The organism is Streptomyces sp. MB09-02B (assembly GCF_033794485.1).
Classification (GTDB): Bacteria; Actinomycetota; Actinomycetes; order Streptomycetales; family Streptomycetaceae; genus Streptomyces.
Map to the genome: position 1 here is coordinate 19,124 of NZ_JARGEE010000009.1, position 24,375 is coordinate 43,498.

Annotated in this window: 19 protein-coding genes and 1 pseudogene; 19 read left to right on the forward strand and 1 reads right to left on the reverse strand. The window is 64.6% G+C overall.

The window, feature by feature from the left end:
• The first annotated feature begins 759 nt into the window (after positions 1-759).
• The 5 genes from P1P70_RS02960 to P1P70_RS02980 are packed head-to-tail and all read left to right on the forward strand — an operon-like array spanning position 760 to position 6,096.
• Complete coding sequence (locus tag P1P70_RS02960) at positions 760-1,014, forward strand: hypothetical protein (protein WP_319234290.1); 255 nt, start codon at positions 760-762, stop codon at positions 1,012-1,014.
• Complete coding sequence (locus P1P70_RS02965) at positions 1,014-2,414, forward strand: class I adenylate-forming enzyme family protein (RefSeq protein ID WP_319234291.1); 1,401 nt, start codon at positions 1,014-1,016, stop codon at positions 2,412-2,414. The genes P1P70_RS02960 and P1P70_RS02965 overlap by 1 nt, the downstream gene beginning before the upstream one ends.
• Complete coding sequence (gene pabB, locus P1P70_RS02970; RefSeq protein WP_319234293.1) at positions 2,395-4,482, forward strand: aminodeoxychorismate synthase component I; 2,088 nt, start codon at positions 2,395-2,397, stop codon at positions 4,480-4,482. The genes P1P70_RS02965 and pabB overlap by 20 nt, the downstream gene beginning before the upstream one ends.
• Positions 4,479-5,231: a methyltransferase gene (locus P1P70_RS02975; protein ID WP_319234294.1), complete on the forward strand. Its 753-nt coding sequence runs from the start codon at positions 4,479-4,481 to the stop codon at positions 5,229-5,231. The genes pabB and P1P70_RS02975 overlap by 4 nt, the downstream gene beginning before the upstream one ends.
• Entirely contained in the window at positions 5,185-6,096 is a 912-nt protein-coding gene (locus P1P70_RS02980) for an SAM-dependent methyltransferase (protein ID WP_319234295.1), read from the forward strand. The genes P1P70_RS02975 and P1P70_RS02980 overlap by 47 nt, the downstream gene beginning before the upstream one ends.
• An 80-nt stretch (positions 6,097-6,176) precedes the next feature.
• Here the strand turns inward: P1P70_RS02980 and P1P70_RS02985 are convergent, their stop codons facing one another.
• Positions 6,177-7,121, reverse strand: a complete 945-nt coding sequence (locus tag P1P70_RS02985) for a quinone oxidoreductase family protein (protein ID WP_413471412.1) — start codon at positions 7,119-7,121, stop codon at positions 6,177-6,179.
• Positions 7,122-7,256: 135 nt separating this feature from the next.
• Here P1P70_RS02985 and P1P70_RS02990 point away from each other — a divergent pair, with 135 nt between their 5' ends.
• The 14 genes and pseudogenes from P1P70_RS02990 to P1P70_RS03055 all read left to right on the forward strand — a co-directional run bounded on the left by P1P70_RS02990 (position 7,257) and on the right by P1P70_RS03055 (position 24,280).
• Positions 7,257-8,045: an aminotransferase class IV gene (locus P1P70_RS02990; RefSeq protein WP_319234330.1), complete on the forward strand. Its 789-nt coding sequence runs from the start codon at positions 7,257-7,259 to the stop codon at positions 8,043-8,045.
• Positions 8,046-8,137: 92 nt separating this feature from the next.
• Positions 8,138-9,517, forward strand: a complete 1,380-nt coding sequence (locus tag P1P70_RS02995) for a class II 3-deoxy-7-phosphoheptulonate synthase (protein ID WP_319234299.1) — start codon at positions 8,138-8,140, stop codon at positions 9,515-9,517.
• Positions 9,518-9,565: 48 nt separating this feature from the next.
• Positions 9,566-10,630: a phytanoyl-CoA dioxygenase family protein gene (locus P1P70_RS03000; protein ID WP_319234332.1), complete on the forward strand. Its 1,065-nt coding sequence runs from the start codon at positions 9,566-9,568 to the stop codon at positions 10,628-10,630.
• Positions 10,612-11,952, forward strand: a complete 1,341-nt coding sequence (locus tag P1P70_RS03005; RefSeq protein ID WP_319234300.1) for a DUF6271 family protein — start codon at positions 10,612-10,614, stop codon at positions 11,950-11,952. Before P1P70_RS03000 ends, P1P70_RS03005 begins: the two co-directional genes overlap by 19 nt.
• Entirely contained in the window at positions 11,934-13,187 is a 1,254-nt protein-coding gene (locus tag P1P70_RS03010; protein ID WP_413471411.1) for a type III PLP-dependent enzyme, read from the forward strand. Before P1P70_RS03005 ends, P1P70_RS03010 begins: the two co-directional genes overlap by 19 nt.
• The gene (locus tag P1P70_RS03015) at positions 13,177-13,740 is read left to right on the forward strand and encodes a GNAT family N-acetyltransferase (RefSeq protein WP_319234303.1); all 564 of its coding nucleotides are present in this window, start codon (positions 13,177-13,179) and stop codon (positions 13,738-13,740) included. The genes P1P70_RS03010 and P1P70_RS03015 overlap by 11 nt, the downstream gene beginning before the upstream one ends.
• 12 nt (positions 13,741-13,752) lie before the next feature.
• Positions 13,753-14,089 (forward strand): annotated as a pseudogene (locus P1P70_RS03020) (MFS transporter); the annotation flags it as partial.
• 142 nt (positions 14,090-14,231) lie between these two features.
• Positions 14,232-15,143 carry a hypothetical protein gene (locus tag P1P70_RS03025; RefSeq protein WP_319234304.1) on the forward strand — a complete coding sequence of 304 codons (912 nt, stop codon included), beginning with the start codon at positions 14,232-14,234 and terminating at the stop codon, positions 15,141-15,143.
• 105 nt (positions 15,144-15,248) lie between these two features.
• Complete coding sequence (locus P1P70_RS03030) at positions 15,249-16,712, forward strand: condensation domain-containing protein (RefSeq protein ID WP_319234306.1); 1,464 nt, start codon at positions 15,249-15,251, stop codon at positions 16,710-16,712.
• Between the two features lie 62 nt (positions 16,713-16,774).
• Positions 16,775-18,532, forward strand: a complete 1,758-nt coding sequence (locus P1P70_RS03035; protein WP_319234309.1) for a fatty acyl-AMP ligase — start codon at positions 16,775-16,777, stop codon at positions 18,530-18,532.
• A gap of 65 nt (positions 18,533-18,597) precedes the next feature.
• Positions 18,598-20,274 carry an acyl-CoA dehydrogenase family protein gene (locus P1P70_RS03040; protein WP_319234311.1) on the forward strand — a complete coding sequence of 559 codons (1,677 nt, stop codon included), beginning with the start codon at positions 18,598-18,600 and terminating at the stop codon, positions 20,272-20,274.
• Positions 20,271-22,025: an acyl-CoA dehydrogenase gene (locus P1P70_RS03045; protein ID WP_319234313.1), complete on the forward strand. Its 1,755-nt coding sequence runs from the start codon at positions 20,271-20,273 to the stop codon at positions 22,023-22,025. The genes P1P70_RS03040 and P1P70_RS03045 overlap by 4 nt, the downstream gene beginning before the upstream one ends.
• 68 nt (positions 22,026-22,093) lie before the next feature.
• The gene (locus tag P1P70_RS03050) at positions 22,094-22,363 is read left to right on the forward strand and encodes an acyl carrier protein (RefSeq protein WP_319234316.1); all 270 of its coding nucleotides are present in this window, start codon (positions 22,094-22,096) and stop codon (positions 22,361-22,363) included.
• A gap of 318 nt (positions 22,364-22,681) precedes the next feature.
• The gene (locus P1P70_RS03055) at positions 22,682-24,280 is read left to right on the forward strand and encodes an IS1182 family transposase (protein ID WP_319234318.1); all 1,599 of its coding nucleotides are present in this window, start codon (positions 22,682-22,684) and stop codon (positions 24,278-24,280) included.
• Positions 24,281-24,375 lie beyond the last annotated feature (95 nt).

The window sequence follows — 24,375 nt, forward strand, 5'->3', positions numbered from 1 at the left end:
CAGTGAGTGCCGGCTGTCTGACTCCCTGGGGAGACGCGGCTTCCGGACTACCGGGCGCCGCCCCCGAAGGCCTCCCGCGGATCATGGGATTCGCGATCTCCCGGTTCGGTCCGCTCGTCCATACGGTGGTCACCAGGTGCCTGGGACCGTCTGGCGCACCGGACAACCACATAGGACGGGACGGCGAGAAAACAGCGATCGTGCTCGCAACCATGTACGGCGACGCTGTCACGGTGGACACCGCGACCCAGCGTGCCGTGGCCGACGAGCCTCCGAAGCCCTTGCTGTTCTTTCAGTCTGTGAGCACCTCCATTCTCAGCCACCTGACCCGGAGCTATGCCATCCATGGGCCCCTGGTCTGTATTTCGGCTGTCCGTGACCCAGCGGCCGAGGCGCTGACAGTCGCTGACACTCTGCTGGACGACCCGTCCCTGAGTCAGGTTCTCGTCATCGGAGTAGAGACAGAGCCGAACGAACGGGTCCGGCACGCTGCCGAGTTGGCCGCAGGCGATCACGTTCCCCCGCGGCTCCCGCAGGGAGATGTGGCCGCCGCCATCCTGCTGCGACGGTTCGAAGGCAGCGAGAAGGTGGCACGAGTCACCTTGCTGCGGGGCGACCGAGACTTCCGCCCCCCACCCACGCCTCTCGGGTGGCTGGACAGCCTCGCGGCGCTCTGTGCCGCAGTCGAGGCCGATGCGCGCGGATCCCATGCCTACGAACTCCCCATCCACCCCTTACCCGCTGGATTGGAAGACACAGATGATCACTCTCGAGGACGTCAGGGACATCGTGGTCGAGTGCATGAGCATGGGCGGTGATCCCGTCGAGACCGACGTCGACAGTCCCATCATGATCGAGTCCTTCACCCTGGTATGGATCCAGCAACTGCTCGAAGAGCGCCATGAGTTGGAGATCATGCCGGATCGGTCGGACCTGGACTCCTTCACGTCGGTCAGGGCCTTCCACGACTACCTGGCGAAGAACTTCCCGGACCGCGTGGTAGTGGAGAGCTGATGGGACCCGCCGGTTCAGTTTCCTGGTGGGGCGAGGAACTCCTCGAACGAAGCCATGACGACGCGCTCTGGGCCGTGGCCGATCGCGCGGTCACCTATCGGGAGTTACGGGCGCAGGTGGCGTCGATGGCAGCGAGGCTGACAGCCGAGGGAATCGGTTCCGGCTCCTCCGTCGCGCTCCACATGCCCCCCAGTCTGACCCTTCTCTATGCGATGTTCGCCGTCTGGGCCCGCGGCGCCCAGGTCATGCTCATCGACATTCGATCAACGGTGTTCGAGGTCGACCGGCTGCTCGGAATCTGCGAACCTCAGTACGTATTGTCCGCGACCTACCCGCCCCAGGCCGCCATGTACCTCGTCGAGGACGTGCCGTTCACCGTGGAGCGTCGCCCGGCCGGCCGGCCGGCCACAGAGGACGTCTGTCTCGTCCAGTCGAGTTCCGGTTCCACCGGGGAACCGAAGGTCATCGGCCGCACCCCGGCCTCCCTGCTGCAGGAGCTGCAGAGGTACGCCGCCCTGGAGGGCATGCCGAACTCCGGGGATCGAGTCGTCCTGCTGAACTCTGTGATTCACACCATGGGGTTGGTAGGTGGAATCCTGCACGGCCTGAACTCCGCCGCAGAGATGGTGTTCCCGCCACGGATGCGAGCCAAGGACATCGTCGCTACCGCTCGTTCCACCGCTGCCTGTGCGATCTTCGGTGTGCCCGTGCACTTCGCGCTTCTGGCCCGCTCGGCGTGCGGCGCGGTTCCGTCCCTGCGCCTGGCCGTCTCAGCAGGTGAATTGTTGCCGGTCAAGGTGTGGACGCAGTTCCGTCAGCAGTACGGAGTGCCGGTCAGTCCCATCTACGGGACGACGGAGACGGGACTGATCGCCGCGGATCTTGTCACGGGACCAGAGCCTCCGATCATCGGCAGGCCGGCCCCGGGCATCGAAGTGGGCGTCGTCTCAGGTGAGCTACGGATCCGGATGGACCGCAGTCCCTACCTTTGGGCAGACCGAGCCGACCGATTCCACAACGGATGGCTGCGAACTTTCGACCGGTGCGACCAGGACGCACGGACGGGCTCCCTGGCCTACCGGGGCAGGGCTGACTCCGTCATCGCGGTGGGGGGGTTGAAAGTCGACCTGACAGAGGTGGAGCAGGTACTGCTTCTCCATCCGCACGTCCGGGAAGCCGTGGTCATCTTCGGCGAGGTCGTCGAGGCCCATGTCGGTGGTGACACCAGTCTCACGGCGGCAGACCTCCTCGGTTGGTGCCGGACCCGCCTCGCCGACTACAAGGTCCCGAAGATCTTCAGGCTGTCCGAGACCGTCCCGCGCAATGCCAACGGGAAGATCATCCGCAATCGGGCAATTCTGCACGCTCAGAAGGAAACCGGTGCGCACACTCATCATTGACAACTATGATTCCTTCACCCACAATCTCGCCCACTACATAGGGGCGATGAACGGCACAGCTCCCACCGTCGTCAGGAACGACGAACCGGGCTGGGAGCTGTCCATGCTCGAGGCCTACGACAACGTCGTCATCTCGCCGGGGCCGGGGAACCCGGCCGAGGCCGATGACTTCGGCATCTGCACGGAGATCATCCGTCACGCGCAGATCCCCGTTCTCGGAGTCTGCCTGGGGCACCAGGGGATATGTCACGTCCACGGTGCTCGAGTCACCTCCGCACCCGAGATCTTCCATGGTCGCGAGTCACTCGTAGTACACGACGGGGACGAGCTTTTCGCCGGCGTACCCTCACCCTTCAAGGCCGTCCGCTATCACTCCCTGATCGCGACCGATCTGCCGCCCGAGCTGGAAGCCACCGCCTGGACCGAGGACGGCATCCTCATGGCGGTACGGCACCGGGAACGCCCTTTGTGGGGTGTGCAGTTCCATCCTGAGTCGATTGGCACGGACCATGGACGGCGCATTCTGCGCAATTTCATGCGCCTGACTCGGCAGAGAAGCCGTCGAAGCAGTAGCGGCCACGCGTCATCCGGCATAGCGAAGTGGCAGGTCGAGGTACAGAAGCTGCCGTTCGAAGTGTCGACCGAAGTCGCCTTCGCGGCGATGTACGCCGCTGCTCCCCACGCCTTCTGGCTGGACAGCAGCAGCACCGGAGAGCTGGGCGGGCGCTTCACCTTCATGGGAGATGCCAGCGGTGCGCTGGCTCGCGTTGTCGAAGCCCACGTCGACCGCCGGCAGATCGTGGTCTCGTGGGCGGACGGACGAGAGGTCGTCTCCGGTTCCTTCCTCGACTGGCTCCACCAGGACCTGACGAGACACAGGATCGACGCGCCCAGACTTCCGTTCGACTTCACGCTGGGCTGGGTGGGATACCTGGGCTACGAGCTCAAAGCGGAATGCGGCGGAGAAGCCAGGCACCGGTCGCCGTATCCGGACGCGAGCATGATTTTCGCGGACCGGGCTGTCGTCTTCGACCACGAGCTGCACGAAATCTATCTTCTGGCCTTGGTGAAGGACGCTGACGCCACGTCGGCGAAGAGATGGCTCGAGCGGACCAGGAGACGGCTGGAAGAAATCGCCGACCAGGACGAGGAGAACACCGCCGACACAGCCACCGTTCCCGCTTCTCCGGGCTCGGTCGACGAGTGGAGGCTCCGGCACGACCGGGAACGGTACCTGGAGTTGATCGCCGCGTGCCACAAGGAGATCGAGGCAGGTGAGTCGTACGAGATCTGTCTGACCAACATGCTGCACGGCAGGGGGAACTTCGACCCGTGGCTGTCCTACCAGCACCTGCGCCGACGGAATCCGGTCCCCTTCGGTGCATTGCTCAAGTTCGGCGGATTGTCAGTTCTCAGCTCCTCTCCGGAGCGGTTCCTGCGTGTGGGGGGCAATGGAGAGGTCGAGTCGAAGCCGATCAAGGGAACACGGCCGCGGTCGGACGATCCGGTCGAGGACGAACGGTTGAGGAGTGATCTGGCTCGGGATCCGAAGGACCGGGCGGAGAACCTCATGATCGTCGATCTGGTCAGGCACGATCTCAGTCAGTGCGCCGAGACAGGGTCTGTTCGTGTCGATCCACTCTTCTCCGTTGAGAGCTATGCCACGGTCCATCAGCTGGTCAGCACCGTTCTTGCCCAGCTGCGGCCCGACAGCAGTGCGGTGCACTGTGCGCGGGCGGCCTTCCCACCCGGGTCCATGACTGGCGCACCGAAGGTCCGGACCATGCAGATCATCGACAGACTGGAGGAGGGGCCGCGCGGGATCTACTCCGGAGCGCTGGGCTACTTCTCGCTGTCCGGGGCCGCCGACCTCAGCGTGGTGATCAGGACGATGGTCATGACGGACGATCAGTTCTCTTTCGGAACCGGAGGAGCCATCACCTCGCTTTCCGAAGCGAGCGCCGAATTCGAAGAGACCAGCGTGAAGGCCGCGCCTGTGCTTAATCTGTTCAACGGGAGGTTCCCGGTGAGGGATGACGAAGTGGTGGCGGTGAGGACCGACCGATGATTCCGGACCCCGTCAAGGAGTTCATACGACTCAACACGGATGCCGATGAGCGCCCTTCCTCCTTCTCGATGTTTGGTCGGCAGTGGGATCTCCTTTCAGATGTCTTCGCGCCTGTCTACGACATCTCCACCATGCTCTTCACCGCATGGCTCCCCCTCTCCGAAGGGAACGACCTGCTGGAAGTGGGCTGTGGAGCGGGCGTCACAGCTGTCATGGCCGCCACACGAGGATGCCACAGCGTCATCGCCTTGGACATCAACCCGGCGGCTGTCGAGAACACCCGCCGAAATGCGCGCCGCCACGGTGTGGGGGATCGAGTACACGTCACACAAAGTGATCTCTTCTCAGCGGTCACGCCTACCGACCGCTACGACATCATTTATTGGAACTCCAGCTTTGTCGAGGCGCCGGCGGACACCCGGGCCCTCACCCCTGTCGAAATGGCAGTGCTGGATCCGGGCTATCGGACTCATAAGCGTTTTTTGGCCGAGGCGCCCCAGTATCTGAAGCCGAACGGGCGTATTTTTCTGGGCTTCAGCAGTCTTGGCAACTCGGCCCGTTTACAGGAGATGGCGGCTGTCCACGAAATCGAAGTCCGCGCCCTTCGATCTTCGAGCAGTGCACTGTCCGCCGGAACCACATACCAACTCCTCGAGCTCGTCCCCGCCGAGAGGCCGACGGCTGTGCAATCCGAGGAGAGTCATGGGACGACGAGAGGATCGAACGGTGATGAGGCCCAGCACCAGTAGCAAGGTGGAAGCGTTCGAGAGTCGTGTCTCCGACCCGGTTGTCCGGAAACGCGAGCATGAGAGGGTCGTCAACGAGTACTACGGACTGGTGAACGACGCCAGCTGGTCCTTCTTCGGAACCGCACACCACTTGGCCGTCTACAGCGGGGACGAGTCCCGTCTCGAAGCCGCGGAGAACACGGAACGGATCATCGCCGACCGCGGCGGATTCGACTCTGGTATGAAGGTCCTCGACATCGGCTGCGGTGTGGGCGGCCCCGCGTTCACCGTGGCACGGCACTCCGGGGCCCATGTAACGGGTCTGGACATGGTTCCCAGCCGAGTGGAGACGGCCCGTGCCGGGGCTGTCGAACGGGGCCTTGACGACCTGACCTCCTTCGAGGTGGGTGATGCGATGAAACTCCCCTTTCCCCAGGGGCACTTCGACGGTGCTTACAGTGTCGAGGCCCTGTGTCACGTACCCAATAAGAAGCAGGCGCACGAGGAAGCAGCCAGAGTGCTGCGGAAGGACGCGCGCTGGCTCGGCTTCGACTGGATCCTGCGCGAGGGTGTGGCGTCGGAGGCCGCAGAGCGTTACGCGGAGCCCATCTGTCGTCTCCACGGTCTGTCGGATCTCAGTACGCTCGGGCAGATTGGAGAGGACCTGGAAGCCGCGGGTTTCGTCGTCGAGGAACTGTGCGACGCATCCCAGCTCGGTGACCTCGAACGCAACTGGTCCGAACTGGATGAGCTCACCAGCTCGGTGCCTCCGGATCAGCTGCCCGCTCGGCTGAGCCTACTGGCACGCGGTGCCCAGGCCATCGTTGCCGGAGCCCGCGCGAACGTGTTCACCATCGGCTTCTGGCAGGCAAGGGCCGCGGGCTGAGCTGTCTCCGTCAGCCGGGAACGGTAGGCGTGCGGGGCGGCCGCACCGAGTGCGGCCGCCCCGCACGCTGAGGGCAAGGCTCAGCGCCTGGTGTCCAGCACGAGCTTGCCCACTGACCCACGGGACCGAAGATCCTCGTGAGCGCGTCGTGCGTCGCGAAGGGAGTAGGTCTTGCCGCGCACCGGCTTCACACGGCCGTCGCCCACCAGCTCGAAGAGTTCGGACAGGGCTCTGCCGTACATCTCAGGCTGCTCCAAGCAGTGCTGGAGCCAGAAACCCACAACAGCACGAGAGGAAGACATCAGTTGCGCCGGCTGAACGGGACGAGGGGGCAGTCTGGATGCGATTCCGTAGACGGCCAGGCGGCCGAACGGCGCCAACGAGGCCAAGAAGGAATCAAACGATCGACCGCCGGTCATTTCCAGGATGACGTCTACCGGACGGCCCTTGTTGGCGTCCAGCAACCGCTGGGAAAGCCCCTGCGGACTTCCGTCGATGGCCGCGTCGGCGCCGAGACTCATGGCCAGATCACGTTTCTCCCGGGTCGACGCCACAGCTATGACCCGGCCTGCGCCGAACTCCCTGGCCAGTTGGACCGCGAAGGATCCAGTCCCGCCCGCGGCCGCCTGCACGACCACCGACTCCCCTTTGGCCAGTCGTGCCGAGACACGCAGGAGGTGCCAAGCGGTGACTCCCTGAACACACATGGCCAGCGCGTCCTGGTCGCCCAGCCCATCCGGAAGCGGGAATGTCCGCTCGATGGGCGCCGCTACCCGCTCCGCGTACCCGCCTTCATACGGCAGCGCGACGACTCTCTGCCCGTCAGGTGTGCGACCCACGACTTCCGTTCCAGGGACGAGAGGAAGTCGAGGATTGGTCATGTATGAATTTTCCACGAGATGCGTGTCGGCATAATTCACCCCGGCACTCGAAACCTCCACCAACGTCTGTCCTGAGCCGACTAGAGGTTCGGATACCTCAGCGGCCTGAAGGACCTCAGGACCTCCGAATTTATTTATCTGCACTGCACGCAAAACGCCTCCAGGGAGATTCTTCAGTGAAGCAACTCCAGCGAGTCAATCTTTACGCGATGCGCGGCAACAGGGCAAGGGCACTTCGAGAATCTTTTTCGGATGATTGACGAAAGGCCGCTATTGGCAATGACTACTCGGATACAACTGTCCACTTGCCCTGATTCTTTGAAGACGCTAGCCCTCGCAAATTATGGACATTTCACGACAATGCATGTCGAGGGCGGGAGAGTCAAGGGGTTGGCACTCCACGTCGAGCGGTTGATCCAGGATTCCGTTGCCCTCTTCTCGGTGAAAATAAACCAGGAACAGATTCGCGAAATAATCAAACATTCCATGGCGGGGCTGGGAGACACCGGCCTGCTGCGGATAACGTTGTTCTCCCCAGCATTCGAGATCGGCCGACCAGTGGCGAAACCGCACGAACTCGTCGCGCACGCAATAATGCGACAGCTACCTGAAGGGACGCCACCCCCTCCGCGTGTCCGAACCGCCGTCTACGATCGGGAACGGCCCGAGGTGAAACACGTCGGCCTTTTCGGAGCTCTTCATCACCGGCGCGCCGCCCAACTCGACGGATTCGACGACGCGCTGCTCGTGAATGTCAACGGCGAGGTGACCGAGGGCACCACGTGGAACATCGGTTTCATCGACAACGAACGACTCATCTGGCCTGCTGGTCCGGCTCTCCCCGGGGTGACCATGCGGCTCCTGCAAGAGGCTCACACAAGGTGTGAGGTGGTCAACGTGACGCGGAGCGACTTGGGCCAGTTCCAAGCCGCCTTTGCCACCAACAGTGCCTACGGGGTCCGCCCCATAGGCGCGATCGACAGCAAGAAGCTCGACCTGCGACATCCCCTCCTGTCCACACTTCGTGCCACATACGAAGGCATACAAGGAGATCGCGTCACCTGCTGACCATCAGGAATTTTCCGCATTGTCGTGTGGAGCCTTCTTAGTGACAAACCATTTCACGTCCAACGCAACTTTCTCTCGTGGGAGACCTCGTCATGTCCAAGCCTCCAGTGGCACCGTCGCGCGGCTGGTATACCTGGCGAGACCTGCCCGCGGCGCAGCAGCCCGAGTACCCCGACACCGAGGCTCTGCGCGCAGTCGTTGCGGAGCTCGAGTCGTATCCGCCGCTCGTCTTCGCGGGCGAGTGCGACCAGCTGCGCGCCCGGATGGCGTCCGTCGCCAAGGGAGAGGCGTTCCTCCTCCAGGGCGGCGACTGTGCCGAGGCCTTCGACGCCGTGTCGGCCGACCACATCCGCAACAAGCTCAAGACGCTGCTCCAGATGGGTGCCGTCCTCACGTACGCGGCCTCTGTGCCGGTCGTGAAGGTCGGCCGCATCGCCGGGCAGTACTCCAAGCCCCGCTCCAAGGGCACCGAGACCCGCGACGGCGTGACCCTGCCGACCTACCGCGGCGACTCGGTCAACGGCTTCGACTTCAACGAGGCCGCCCGCATCCCGGACCCCGAGCGCCTGAAGCGGATGTACAACGCCTCCGCCTCCACGCTCAACCTGGTGCGCGCCTTCACCACCGGCGGTTACGCCGACCTGCGCCAGGTGCACGCCTGGAACCAGGACTTCGTGAAGTCGTCCCCGTCCGGCCAGCGCTACGAGCAGCTGGCCCGCGAGATCGACCAGGCGCTGAACTTCATGCACGCCTGCGGGGCCGACCCGGAGGAGTTCCGCACCGTCGAGTTCTTCTCCTCGCACGAGGCGCTGCTGCTCGACTACGAGTCGGCGCTGACCCGTGTGGACTCGCGCACGGGCCGGCTGTACGACGTCTCGGCGCACATGGTGTGGATCGGTGAGCGCACCCGGCAGCTGGACCACGCGCACATCGAGTTCGCCTCGAAGATCCGCAACCCGATCGGGATCAAGCTCGGCCCGACGACGACGGCCGAGGAGGCGCTGCAGTACATCGAGCGCCTCGACCCGGACCGCGAGCCCGGCCGTCTCACCTTCATCGTGCGCATGGGCGCGGACAAGGTCCGCGACAAGCTGCCCGAGCTGGTCGAGAAGGTCACCGCCTCCGGCGCCACCGTGGCCTGGGTGACCGACCCGATGCACGGCAACACCTTCGAGGCGGCCTCCGGCCACAAGACCCGCCGCTTCGACGACGTGCTCGACGAGGTCAAGGGCTTCTTCGAGGTCCACAAGGGCCTCGGCACCCACCCGGGCGGCATCCACGTGGAGCTCACCGGTGACGACGTCACCGAGTGCGTGGGCGGCGGCGACGAGATCTTCGTCGACGACCTGCACCAGCGCTACGAGACCGCGTGCGACCCCCGGCTCAACCGCAGCCAGTCCCTGGATCTGGCCTTCCTCGTCTGCGAAATCCACCGCGCAAATCAGGGACTGGTTGAACGCACCCCGCTGTAGTGGAAATTAAAGCATCCAACAGAAACGGAACTTGTCTTGGAGGAGTACGTGGAGTCACCTCGTCCCTATCTTCATCGATCGACTTCGACTGTCCCCTATTTCAGCTCGGACGGCGATACCTATCTCGCGCAGACACCCCTGCGGGACCTGCGCAAGACACGCCAGCTCAGGGTGCTGTCGGAGGAAGACTTCGCCTTCTGGCAGACGTACGGCTACGTCGTGGTGAAGCAGGCGATTCCTCCGTCGGCCGCGCAACGCCTGCTCAGTTTCGCGTGGAAGTTCCAGGGGCTCGATCCCGAACGCCCGGAGACGTGGTACGAGGACCGCGAGTTCCGCTCGGACCTCGATCGGGAGCTCCACATCTACGGATTTGTGGAGGCTTACCACCACCAACTGATATGGGAGAGTCGCCAAACACGGCGTGTCTACGACGCCTTCGTGGACGTCTGGGACTGCGAGGAGTTATGGGTGACCTTGGATCGACTCAATCTCAATCCACCCAACATCAACAACCGCGACCGCGCGTTAATCGAAGCGAGAGAGCGGGGATTCGACATCGAACTCCATTGGGATGTCGACACCTCACTGAGTGTTCTTCCGCAGCGGGTACAGGGGATCATCGCTCTGAACGACACCGATCCGGATCAGGGAGGTTTCCAGTGCTGTCCCGAACTCTTCCGGCAGTTCGACCGTTGGCGGGCTCTCCAGCCGGATGACCGTGACCCGATCCGGCCGCTGATCGACCGATCGGAATTTCCGGTTATGAGACCGGAGTTGGCGGCCGGAGATCTTTTGATCTGGAACGGTCTGCTCGCGCACGGAGTCGCCCCCAATACCTCCAAGAACGGTGTCCGTTCGGTTCAGTATCTGTCCATGATGCCGGCCTTGGAGTGCCATCAATCCCTGCGGCGGTCCCGCATCAATTCGTGGCGCAATCTAAGCACGCCGGACTGGAACGTGACGCTTCTCGGTGACGTCAGGAGGCCCGAAGCTGACCGGTACGATCGCGCGACGCTGACCGACCTGGGAGAGAAACTCCTGGGCCTCAGGTCCTGGAAAGGGAAGGCCGTCGGCGACTTCACGGAGGAAGAGGAATGCGCAAGATCTGTCTGACACTTCCAACCAACCGGCTGTGCGCCTCGGCGCTCGTGGGCATGGCGGAAGAAGCAACCTACGCCGTTGAGCACTTCGATGTCGAAGTCCATCTATTGGTCCTCGATTCCTGCGACGTGCCCACGGTGCGGGAGCACGCTGCGGTGTTGGACAGCCTCCCAAAAAATCCGCGAATCGTCGTCCATCATCTACCCGAAACGGAGCAGCGTGATTTTCTCCGACGGGTGATCGCCCGTTCTCGGGCTTTGAAAGCCGACCAGCTTCTGGATCTGATGCTGCCGAACGCCCTCTCCTACGGCGCCTGCACGAACCGTGCATTCCTGATCGGTTCAGCCCTGGGCTGCGAATCCATCCACCGCAGGGACTCCGACAGCCGGTACCAAGTCGTGGGCGGCCAGCAGGTCTTCCCGATTCATCACGAACTGACCTCGCTGGGCAAACGCGTGGTCGATGCCGCGTGCAACGTTTCCGATTCGACGCTCACTGCGGCGCACTCGAACAAGACTGTCGCGATGGTCGGCAGCTCCTTCGTGGGAGAACTGTCCGTGGACATCGGCGAAATCGAGAAGATCGACCAACGGGTTTACTACGACATAGTCAGCCTGTGGGCACCTGGCCACTGGCCCGAGGACAGGAAAAGACAGCTCGTCGACGAATCGTTCAGGGGAGCCGGCACCGACTCGTTCACGCACGACCACTCGGTCCTGACCGTCGTCGACCCCATGCGCGTGGACATGTGCAACATCAGCTTCCACGGAGTGCATGAGCGGATTCCACTGCCACCTGCCACTGACACCATCGGCAGCGACTACTTCCTCATTCATCTCATCCACGACGCCGCGCTCCCGGGTGTCTTGCACAACCGCAACATCGTCAACTTCTACACCGGTGAACGCCGCACCGATCCAGGGTTCATGGCGTACCAGATGCGCTTCGTCAAGTTCCTGTTGTCAATGCTCTACTTCAACTTCATCTACCAGAGGATGGCCGAGACCGACGAAGCCCTCTTCGACAATCGGGGACATGTCCGCTCGTCGGCCATCGCCGACCTTGTACGCGAAAGTACCCGACTCGACCGTACGGAGAACATTTGGCGACTCACCTCTCTCGACACGTCGTACCGCAAGCTGGGTGGCCGATACAGCACGCTCGCAGACCTCCTGATCACACGTCGGCAGAGGCTCCTGGACGAAGCGCAACATGACATGGAGGACTTCGCGCTACTGATCGAGACCTGGGCAGCGTTGGTTCAGAGCGCGCACAACACCCCCGCCCCCACGCACCGGTTCCCGGAGCAGCAGGAATGGAACGAGTTCCGGTGACGGACGACACCGCACCCTTGTTCAAAGCGCTGGCCGCTGCCACCGAGGACCAGATCGTCTTCGACCTGACGGGCATCAAGCGCCGCTACGACACCCTGCGCCGTGAACTCCCGGACACCGCAGTCAGATTCGCCCTGAAGGCGTGCCCCGTTGACGAGGTGCTCGCAAGCCTTGCGGCGAAGGGCGCCGGCGTCGACGCCGCGAGTCCGCACGAGATGCGTCAGGCGCTCCGGGCCGGTTTCCCCGTCAGCCGGATGCACTACGGCAACACCGTAAAGTCAGACAGCGACATCAGAGCCGCCCACAGGCTCGGCCTCAAGGAGTTCGCCACCGACAACCTGGAGGACGTAGCGGCGATAGCGGTACATGCTCCCGGAGCACGGGTCTTCTGCCGACTCGCGACTGATGGGGAGGGGGCGCTCTGGGGCCTCAGCCGCAAGTTCGGGTGCTCGCCTGCCGAGGCAGTCCTGGTGCTGGAAACAGCTCGTGCCACGGGCCTGACACCGTGGGGACTGTCTGTACACGTCGGTTCCCAGCAGATGTCGATGGAGGCCTGGTTCGGGGCTTTCGACCGTCTGACCCAGACCCTGAACGCCTTGGCCCGGCGGGGCATACGCGTCGACCGGATCAACCTCGGCGGTGGCCTTCCAGCAGCTGGGTATCTCGACAAGCGCGGGATACCCCTCGATCCCCCCTTCGACAAGATCTTCGCAGTGATACGCGAGGGAATACATCGCCTCAGAGAGCGGCACGGCTCGCACCTCGGATTTGTCATCGAGCCTGGACGCTACCTGGTTGCCGATCACGGAGCTATTCGGGCACACGTTGCTCGGCTGGCCGCGCGACAGGACGCCAGTGGTGAGCGCCAGCACTGGCTCTACCTCAGCTGTGGCAGGTTCAACGGTCTGTACGAGATGGACGCGCTGCAATACCGGCTTCGCTTCCCTTCGCATCCCGACGCGGAGTACGTCTCGGCCGTCCTCGCAGGCCCCACTTGCGACAGCGAGGACGCCTATTCCGATCAGCACGCCTTGGTCCGGGTGCCCAGGGACCTGGCGTCTGGCGATCCCGTTTGGGTGCTGTCCTGCGGTGCTTACTCGACCAGTTACATGGCCAAGGCGTTCAACGGATTCCCCCCGCTTCCTTACACCTGGACAGAGGAGCCGTACCCGGCGGACTCACAGCGACCGCCTGCATCGGTGCCTCTGAGGGAGTGTGCAGCCGATGAGCGATGACATTCGCATACGCCGCATAGCCAACGGCGACTGGGACGGCATCGTGGCGATGGAGGCGGCCGCCTACGCCGAGCTGGGACTGTCGGAGGGACGCGCCGCGTTGCAGTCCCGGGCCGCTTCCTCGCCGAGCACATGCTTCGCGCTCGATGTCGGTTCACGACTGGCCGGCTATCTCCTGGCGCTGCCCTGTCCAGAGTTCCGGTCTCCAGCCCTGCGGGGGCTGGAGACAACGGCTGTCTCCTCCAGCAATCTGCACCTGCACGACATCGTGATCACGCAAGTGCTGCGCCGCAGAGGGCTTGGAGGAGGACTTCTGCGGCACCTCATGCTGACGGCCCGCTCGCGCGCATACGAGCGGATCTCCCTTGTCGCCGTCGGTGGCAGTCAGGAGTTCTGGTCGGCGCACGGCTTCACCGCGCATCCCGATGTCCCGCCACCGCAAGGGTACGGAGACGACGCCTTGTACATGTCAAAGGCGCTGGGATCCTGCCGTGGGCGCCCACCTTGGCATCGTGACCCCGCCGGCTCGGCATTACAGAACGAAGTGAGCTGATGGCGCATGTTCCTGGCCGGCACCGGACTTGCCTTCGCCTTGGTGATCGGCGGAGCGACAGCGTCACTGACCGGCTTCGCTTGTGTAGGACCGGGTATCGCGGCCGTGACCCCTTGCGTCTATGCGGCGGCGGCACGCCAGGGTTCGGACGTGCTGGCGCTGGTCGCAGCCATGGGGACCACGGGCCTTCTGCGCGGCCCTCCATTGGTGGGATTTATGCCCAGACGCGAGCAGCCTGGTTTGGGGGATGGGGGTGGTGGCCACTGCGGCGGGTCTCGTCTGTCTGTGCGGTACACGGGCTCCCTGGCCGCCCGCGAGCCGGGCATCGACGCCCGGACCGGCCCCTTGACGATGGCCTCTCGTCGGCTCCCTTCGAGGACACGGCTCTACTGTGCATCACCTCTGTCATACCCTGAAGGCGTATGGCGAGGTTGTCGCGATGAACAACTCCTCTGCGTCGGCCTCCGCTTCAGAGACCACGGGAGTTACGCTTGACCGCCTTCAGCCAAGATTCCTCCGCCCGGCGTCCACTCGGTGCCGATGAGCGCTCCGGGGAAAGCCCGGAGGAACGCCGGGCCGCAGTCGATCTCTATCTGGCCGAACGCCCCGAACTCGCGGCCTTCGCAGGGAATATCCTGAGGTGGCCCGCTCTCGAGTCGGCGGCAGTGGACATGCTCCTGGGATTCAGGGACTTCGAGGAGCAGGGGCGCGGCGAACCGGAGAAGACGGGTCCCGAGAACCCCGCGCAGGACCCCGACGATTCCGCAAAAAGCTCCGAGGCTCAGCAGAGGTACTCCGCACGGGGGCGGCACGGCTTGTCGCGTCTCGCAGCCGAGATCGATGCTGAGCTGCGCCAGCCCGCGGATGCTCAACACGATGCGGCGGGAGACGGTGAGGCGGGAGATCGGTATAGCACCGGCGACCCCGTCCCCCCGGTCTCGGTGCCCGGACAGCGGCCGGCTCAGATGGATGACGTCATCGACTGGATCAGCTCCGAGTGCACCTTGGCGGATGCCGCACTGCTCCGCCGTGCCGCGCAGGCCGTCGACTCGGCACTGCTGAGAATCGTCGTGGACACTCATATACAGGGGCGAGATGCGAAGGAGATCGCGCGTGACCTCGGCATCGCCGTATCACGCGTCCGCCGCCTGCTGCGCGACAATCCCTGGGAGGCGTATTTCCGTATCGAGAGCGAAGAGGGAAGCCGAAGTCCCTTGCTCTCCGGGGTGCTGAAGACTCAGGACTCCGCTCGCGCCGTCGCCTCCGCAGCCCTGGATGAACATCTCGGCCGAACCGGGGGTGGCGGTTCGCGACTACGCGTTTCTGTGTGGCGCCGCTCGAGTGACGCACGCTACAACGCCGACACAGCTCTCTGCGTCATCGATTACGAACCTGTCGAATAGGGTCGCCCCTTCCTGGAATGTCCGATGTCGCGCTGGCGACAGGCCTGTGAAGCCGTCCTCATCGAAGATCCATGATTGACGCGCGAAATCGCTTTCTATAGACTCGTGATCACTGCCAGTTTCCCTTCTGTCGCATCACTGTTTTTGCGCAAGCAGCAGGATGAAAGGTTGACAGTGACCCACGAACGAGACCCTGCGCACCGCATCACATCCGCAAGCGTCCCGGGGATCTTCATTGAATTACCCGAAGGGAAGCCGGCGCCGGTCACCTGGGGTCAGCGCGCGATATGGGACGCCATGGCCGACCTGGACGGTCGGGACCAACAGTTCAATCTCTCATGGGTCATCAGCCTGCCGGCCTCGACGACGCCATTAGCCGTTCACCGAGCGGTGTCCGCCCTGGTTCAACGCCATGAATCGCTGCGCAGCGTCTACGGAAAGGCCGCAGACGGTACGGTGTGGTATCGACCGCTCGGTCCGGTCCGTATACCGGTCCGATGGCTGGAGGCAAGTGACGAAGAAGCCGGTGAGGTCGCCGAAAAATTTGCCTCCGAAATGAAATCCCACAGCTTCCGTCATGAGAGCGAGCCGCCGTTGCGTATTGCGGTTGTGGGCACTTTAGGAAATCCTCGGTTAGTCGCATTTGTCGTGTCTCATTTGGTCGCTGATTTCGAAGGTTTACGCCTTGTTGAGCGTGAGCTGATACGACTCCTCGAAAAGGATTCCTTGGAATCGATGCCGTCGGCTCCTACCCTCCTGGAATTAACGCGATTACAGCGCTCCGAAAGGGGAAGGCGGGAAGCGGAGCGCTCCATAAATTATTGGGTGGAAACTCTGCGCAAAGCCCCCCCAATGAGTACGGATCCCGCCTTGGGGGATCTCCGGTCGCCGCGCCACTGGAAGGGATCGCTCGTCTCCAGGGCGCTGCCTGGCGCTGTTGGTGTCCTCACTCGGGAGAGCAGGGTGAGCAGCGCTGCCGTCGTGCTGGCCGGGGTCTCGTGGGCAGTGGGCCGATACACGGGAACCCACCAGCCGTGCCTCATGGTGATGTTCAACAACCGGCTGCGCGAGCCTTATCGGAGCAGTGTGAGTCCTGTCGCACTGGAGGGTCTCTTCACGGTCGACACCTCGGGGGCCGATCTCATCGAACTCGCCCGGCGGGCCGCTTACGCCAGTCTTTCGACTTATCGCTACGCGCAGTACTCCAAACCTGAATTGCTTACCCGTATCGAGGACAGCGGAGCCGATCACACGCCGCTCAACCGGGCTTGCTGGTTCAATGATCTGCGCACGAACCGCGAGCCGCTCCAGCCGGCACAGGCAGAGGATCTGGAGCGGGAAATCGAGCGCAGTGTTTTCCGATGGGTGGAACAGACAGACGCTCATGGCCATGAGGCCATCACCGTCCATCTGGCGGAGAGCGGGGACCGCTGGGAAGTCACTCTGTCCGCCGACACCGCCGTGCTAGGGCCTCGATCGATACAGAACGCCCTGCGTGAGCTTGAACTGGCGTTCGTCGAGGCCGCCCGGAACTGCCGCCCCGAGCCGCATGGCGCACCGGCGGGCTGAAACAGCGGTCCTCGAGCCGCCCGGGTCTCCGCCATCGCACTCCAAGGCAAGGACAACCAACCATGACTGCTTGGCTTCAGCATGAGCCCACCGCGGTGCACCTACTGCGTCGATACGCCGATGAGCGGGGAAGCGGCGAGGCGGTGCGGTTCATCCACGATCATGACGCCGCCGAAGGATGGGCCGCCCTCTCCTTCGGCCAACTCGATGCCGAAGCCCGTCGTATCGCGTCCTGGCTGCAGGACCGGGGCGCGACAGGCGATCGGGTCATGCTGCTGCACCCACCCGGCCTGTCCTTCGTCACCGCTTTCCTCGGCTGCGTCTACGCGGGAGCGATTGCTGTCCCCGCTCCCATGCCCGGTCAGTTCCAGCATCAGCGACGCCGGGCGACCGGTATGGCGCACAACGCGGGGGCCGGTATCGCGCTGACCGACACGCGGCAGCTCGCCGACGCCGACCGCTGGATCGGGGGCCAGGAGACCCGTGTCCGAGCCTGGGCCTCGGACACGCCGGACTTCGGTGACGCCGGCGCCTGGCGGGAGCCAGATGTCACCGGGGACGACGCGGTGCTCCTCCAGTACACCTCCGGCTCGACGGGGAACCCGAAGGGTGTCGTGGTCCGACACCAGCATTTGCTGCACAATGCGGCCAGTCTTGGCCGCTCCCTGGGGCTGGACGAGCATACGCGCTTCGGGGGATGGGTCCCCCTGTACCACGACATGGGTTTGATGGGGCAACTGCTTCCCGGCTTGTTCTTGGGCGGTGGTGCAGTCCTGATGTCACCCATGGCCTTCCTGAAACGCCCGTACCATTGGCTCGCCACAATCGACCGGCACGACGTCAACTACTCCGCCGCACCCGACTTCGCCTACGGAATGTGCGTCCGCAAGGTCACCGACTCCCAACTGGCAAGCCTGGATCTGTCCAGATGGCGGTGCGCCGTCAACGGGTCCGAGCCGATTCAGGCTGCCACGCTTCGTGCGTTCGCCGAGCGGTTCGCGTCCGCCGGCTTCCGCCCCGAATCCCTCGCTCCCAGCTACGGGATGGCCGAAGCCACGGTCTTCGTGTCCGGCCGGACTGGCCGTAGCCCGGTGATCACCACGGTCGACGCCGCCGCGCTGGAGAAGCACGAGGTGCAGCCCGTCGCCGATTCCGGCTCACCCACGCGTGATCTCGTCGGTTGCGGCGACGCGGCGGACTTCGATGTCCTGATCGTCGAGCCCGACAGCGGCCGGCCGCTCGAAGACCGCGGCGTAGGTGAGATCTGGTTGCGCGGGTCCAGCGTGACGGGAGAGTACTGGGAGAGTCCCGATGCCACGGCTGTGACCTTCGAGGCACGCACCACCGACGGTGACGGACCATATCTGCGCACGGGAGACATGGGTGCGGTGGTGGACGGTGAGCTCTATGTGACCGGCCGGATCAAGGAGCTGCTGATTGTCCACGGACGTAACCTCTACCCGCAGGATCTCGAACACGAACTCCGGTTGCAGCACCCCGAGCTCTCGAACCTGGCCGGAGCGGCATTCGGTGTCCATGCTCCGGAAGAGAATGTCGTTGTCGTCCATGAGATCCGCGGCAACTTCGACGAGCCCCGGCTCAGGGGCCTCACCTCCCTGATGAGGGCCACGATCTCGCGCGAGTTCGGCGTGCGCGTCGCAGGGATTGTGCTGGTGCGGCCGGGAACCGTGCAGAAGACCACCAGCGGCAAGGTGCAACGTTCACTGATGCGCCAGCTCTTCCTCGCCAATGAGCTCACGCCCCTGGTGGCGGACCTGGATCCCGCGCTGCGCGAGGCGACGGTTTGGAACGCACCATGACAACGACGGCGGCCTCATACTCCGCGGACGCCGTGACCGGGCCATCCCTCGCGGGTACTTACGCCGTGCCCATCGCCGTCACCGACGCGATCGCCGCCGCCTTCGCCGGACTTGGACGAGAAGCCCCGTTCGCACCGGCCCGGTCCCTGCGCCTCGACGAACAGGAGGAGTTCCCGGACGCCGAATGCAGATTGCTGGACTCCGCCGGAGCGGCAAGCACATACGTTCCGGCAGAACTCGGCGGGGCCCACGGCGGCCTGCCCGAACTCGTCGAAACACTCCGTACCGTCGCTCGCCACGACATGACCACTGCCGTGGCACATGGCAAAACGTTTCTTGGAGCCGCCTCGGTCTGGGTCCGCGGTTCCGACGCCCAACGTCGGCGCTTGGCCGACCTGGTCCTCGACGGTGCCGTGGTCTCCTGGGGGCTGACGGAACCCGAGAGAGGCAGCGACCTGCTCGCCGGCCGGCTCTCGGCCACTCGCACGGGCGACGGCGGATGGCGCCTCGACGGTGAGAAATACCTGATCAACAATGCCACTCGCGGACGTTACAGCTGTGTGCTGGCTCGTACCCACCCTGAAGGGGGACCCCGCGGATTCAGTCTCTTCCTGGTCGACAAGGAAGCCCTCGCACCGGGAAGCTGGCGCTCTCTGCCCAAGCAGCCCACCCACGGCATCCGCGGCGCAGACATCAGCGGGATCGCGTTCGCAGGCGCTGCGGTGTCGGACGACGCGCTCGTGGGCGGTGTCGGCGAAGGCATCGAGATCGTGCTGTGCGCACTCCAGTTGACCCGAACCATATGCAGCGCGCTGTCCCTCGGTGCCGGAGAGCACGCACTGCGCATGGCACTGGAGTTCACACGAGATCGCGAGCTCTACGGCAAGGTATTGCTGGAACTGCCGTACGCTCGAAGGGCCCTGGCCACGGCTTTGGCCACTCTCCAGTTGGCGGAAGCGACGGCCACCGTCGGCGCTCGCAGCGCGCACGCGCTGCCGGCGGAACTCGGCGTCGTCTCGGCGGTCGTCAAAGCCGCTGTTCCCGAACTGGTCCAAGAGAGCATCGATGTGTGCGCCGAACTCCTCGGAGCGCGCGGGTTTCTGACAGAGACGTATGCCCACGGTGAGTTCCAAAAACTGGAGCGGGATCACCGGATCGTGCCGATATTCGACGGCAGCACAGCCGTGAGTCGGGCTTCGTTGATCAATCAGTTCCCAGCGCTCGTCCGGTCGTACCAAAAGGCCACTTACGATGCCACGGCGCTCAGCATGACCACTGACGCTTCGGCTTCTCTGCCCGCGTGGGATGGTTCGCTGCTTCGTGTGCTCGGCCGGGGCGGTTGCAGTGTCGTCCAGGGGCTGCCCGACATGGTGCGGCGGGCCGCGGACGGTCGTTTCCATGCCAGAACGGTGACGCTGGCACAGCACCTGTTGAGCTCCGCGGACGAGGTTCTGCACCGCATGGCCGACGTACGCCCGACGCCCCGGGACGTGCCGGCCGCCGCGTTCGCTCTGGCGCGCAGATACGAGTTGTGTTTCGCGGGTGCTTCGGCTCTTGGGCTCCTGCTCACCGCCGTGCCCGCGCTCCGCGCTCCGGGTGTCGTCGACGTCCGGCTGCGCCTGGAGGCGGCCTTGGCTCGCTCCGTACAACTACTCGATCCCGACGACAAGACGTCGTCAGTGATCTGCGTGAACGTCCAGGAGGAATTGCTCAGCGCCGTCGAAAGAGCATACGAATCATGAGAATTTCGGCATCATCGGAACAGACGCGTGTCCCACCGGATGACGGGGCATCCGCAGTCGCCTTGTTGGAAGAACTCTTCGGCAACGCGGAAGCCGAGGACAACCCCACCGGGATCCAGAGCGTCGTCGCGGCCGACGAACGACGCGAAATGCTCGCCGAGGGTGAACGGCTGCTGGACGACTACGGGCTCAGCGCGCACTTCGTACCGCAGGAGTTCGGCGGCCGCCTGACCGGGCTCCAAGGGCTGATCCACGTGATGCGTGCCCTCTATCGGCGGGATCCCGCCCTGGGACTCGGCTATGGGACGAGTTCTCTCCTGGCCGCGGTCAACGTATGGACTTCCGGTCGTACCGACCAGCGGTCCGAGCTTGCCAAGCTCCTGCTGGACGGGTCAAAAGTCGCCTGCGCCTACCACGAACTGGCGCATGGAAACGACCTTGGGCGAGCTGAAGTCACCGCGACATCGGTTCCCAACGGTCTGCGACTCAACGGGAGCAAGGAGGTCATAGCCAACCTGGGCCGAGCCGACGCCATGGTGCTCTTCGCCCGCACGGCACAGGGCTCGGGCGGCCGCAGCCATTCACAGCTCTTCCTCAAGAAGGATCAGCTGCCGGCAACCCAGGCCCGTCAGCTGCCCCGGTTCCACACTGCGGGCATGCGAGGCGTGCAACTCGGAGGAATCGAATTCGCCGACTGCCTCGTCCCGTCCGAAACCGTGGTCGGTGCTCCAGGCCACGGCCTGGAGACGGCGCTCCGCTCTTTCCAGACCACCCGGATCGCTCTGCCCGGCATGACCATCGGGATATTGGACACCGCCTTGCGCACCGCCGTCCGCTGCACGAGCGATCGGCGTCTGTACGGAAGAACCGCTGCCGATCTTCCCCTGTCGCGGACAGTCTTGGCCGAGGCGTTCGCCGATCTGTTGCTGGCCGACACGTTGACGACCGTCTCGGCCCGAGCGATGCACACGGCCCCCGGTCAAGCGGGTAACTACGCCGCAGCGACGAAGGCCTTCGTGCCGAAGACGCTGATGGCGGCACTCCATAAGCTGTCCGGGCTACTGGGCTCCCAGTTCTACCTTCGGACGGGCCCCTACGCTCTGTTCCAGAAGCTCCTGCGGGACGGCCTTCCGTCGGGATTCGGCCATGCCTCCCGGGCCTCCTGTCTGACGGCGCTGTTGCCGCAGATACCGGTCACGGCCCGCCGTACCTGGGGGAACGACAAAGCCCCATCGCTCGACGGCTCCACTTTCCGGCTCACAGCTTCGCTGCCGGGGCTCTCATTCGACGCCCTCAGGGTCTCTGGCGCAGGACATGATCCGCTGGCACGTGCTCTTCCCGCCGGACTCGCCGCACACCCTCCGGGGAGCGATGGTATGGCGAGGCGCATCCGTGAACGGGCGGAGGAGGCCGTCGGTGATCTCACTGAATTCGCCGCCGAGTGCGCCAAGCTGACCCCGAGGGACCTGGGCCCGGATGCGCCGGCCCGCAGCTTCGACCTCGCCGAACGCTGGTGCGAAATACTCGCCGCTTCGGCCGTTCTCAACCTTTGGTGGCACAACCACGAACGTCGTGATCACGTCGCCGACCCGGTCTGGGTCGTCGCTGCACTGCACCGCATCGACGCACACGCGGGCAGACGCGTTGGCCCACTGCCTCCCGAGCTCGTGGAGCCGCTGTACCGCGAACTCCTCCGCCGGGAAGCGGCCGGTTTGACGTTCGACCTCAGTTGCCAGGCCACGGGCTGCTGACCTCCCACCGACACCCCTGTTCTTTTCAATGCCCACAAAGGCCGGAGGAACCCTTGTCCCACTCGTCCATGCCCGTCGAACCTGCCCAGGCTGTCACCGCGGACGCACTACGTCACTGGCTCACGCAGCGCGTCAGGGAGTACATCCCCTCCGATGCTGTGGATGTTCAAACCGGTGTACCCCTGCAGAACTACGGGTTGGACTCTGTGTACGTGCTCACGCTCTGCGGGGATATCGAGGACTACCTAGAGATCGAGGTGGAAGCGACCATATTGTGGGACTACCCGACGATCGATGCCCTGGCTGAAGCACTCATGGGGCTGCTCCCCAAGCCGTGAGGCTCCGGTTCGACGTAGTGAGTGTCGTCAGGAACTCACCTGACGACACTCGTCCCGGGGCATCTCCTTGTCGTGCGAGCGCGGTCGGATGCGCGTGGTGATTGGCGGTGTCCGGCAGAGCAATGCTCAGCTTGACTCTGTCGGGGATCTTGGAGTTTGCCGGTGCGCCTGCATGATCAGCGGGCATGCTCGTGGCTGTTTCGAAGGCCGATGCAGTTGTTGAGGTGTCCGTTGTCGCTCCGTCCCCGTTCCGGTGAGCAAGTCCCTTCTCTGACCGCGCAGATCGCACGGGCGAGTAACCCGGGTGGTACGACGGCGATGTGGGTGAGAGACCGCCTCGACGGGCTGTGGTGCGACGAGGACTTCGCCGACTGGTACCCGCGGGACGGGCGTCCGGGCCTGTCGCCCGCCCAGCTGGCGGCTGTCTGCGTGCTGCATTTCCTGCGCGGCCTGTCGGACCGTCAGGCCGCGGAAGCGGTCCGCTGCCGCATCGACTTCAAGTACGCCATGGCCCTGGAGTTGGACGATCCCGGCTTCCACCACAGCGTGCTGGCCGACTTCCGCGACCGTCTCGCCGAGGGCGACCGCGCCGACCGCCTCCTCGACCTCGCTCTGGCCCGTCTCAAGGGGGCCGGTCTCGTGCGAGAACGCACCACGCAGCGCACCGACTCCACCCACGTCCTGGCCGCGGTGCGCGACCTGACCCGGCTGGAACTGGTCACCGAGGCTGTCCGCGCCGTCCTGGAGGAAGTGGCCCGCACCGCTTCTCATCTCCTGGACTGCCTGGTCGATGAGGACTGGGGGCGCTGCTACGGCCGTCCTGTCCGTCTGGGCAAGAACCCCACCCGGCCCAAGACCAGGATCCTCGCCGCCGGTGACGACGCCTGCCGACTGCTGGAACGCCTCCATCAGCACGGACCCGGCTACCGGCCGTGCCCGCAGGCCGAGGCGCTGCGGCAGATCGTCGTGCAGAACTACTACCGCGACTCTGCAGGCCGCTTACGGTGGCGCACCGCCGACGACGGCGGCCTGCCGCCCTCCTCGTCGACGGTCGTCTCTCCTTACGACACTACGGCGCGCTACGTCCGCCATGGGCACATCATCAGCTGGAAGGGGTTCGCAGCACATGTCACCGAGACGTGTGCCTCCGACAGCGTCAACGTGATCACGGACGTGGCCACCACGAACGACGGGCAGGCGCTGCCCGGTATCCACACCCGCCTGGCGCGTCGCGGGCTGCTGCCCGCCGAGCACCTGGTCGACGGCGGCTACACCTCCCTGGTCCACCTGGAACGAGCCCAGCGCGAACACCGGATCACCGTCAGCGGCCCACTGCCGGGCAACCCCACCCGCCAGCACCGCAAGAACGAGAGCTTCGACCGGGACGACTTCCACATCGACTTCGACCGCCGACGGCTGACCTGTCCCCAGGGCCAGGTCAGCGCGGGCTGGCACGGCCCCTACCCGACATCCTCGCCCACCGCCGCCCCGCTGATCGTGGCCCGGTTCCTCAAGAGCCAGTGCCGTCCCTGCCCGGCCCGCACCCGCTGCACCACCACCGCCGACAGCGCCCGGACCGTGGGCTTTCCCCCACGAGAACTCCGCGACCTGCAACTCCGCGTCCGCGCTGAGCAGCAGACACTCGACTGGAAGACCCGCTACGCGGTCCGCTCCGGAGTCGAGGGCACCATCAACGAGTTCGCCCACGGACACGGCATGCGCCACTGCCGCTACCGAGGACAGCCGAAAACCCACCTGCAACACGTACTCACGGCCATCGCCGTGAACATCGAACGACTCAGCAGCCGGTCAGCGACCGCGGAACCCTCTTCGCCAAGGCCGCCGACCGCCTTTCAGAACTTCCTGGACCAGAACAAGATCCCCCGGTCAAAGTCCTGGCGAACCCTCGGAACCTGAGCCCGACCATCAAAGATCCCCGACAGAGTCAAGCTCAAAACTTGTGGATCAGCCCCTCTGGAGGACGCACGAAGGGCTTACCTTCCCGAGTGAGT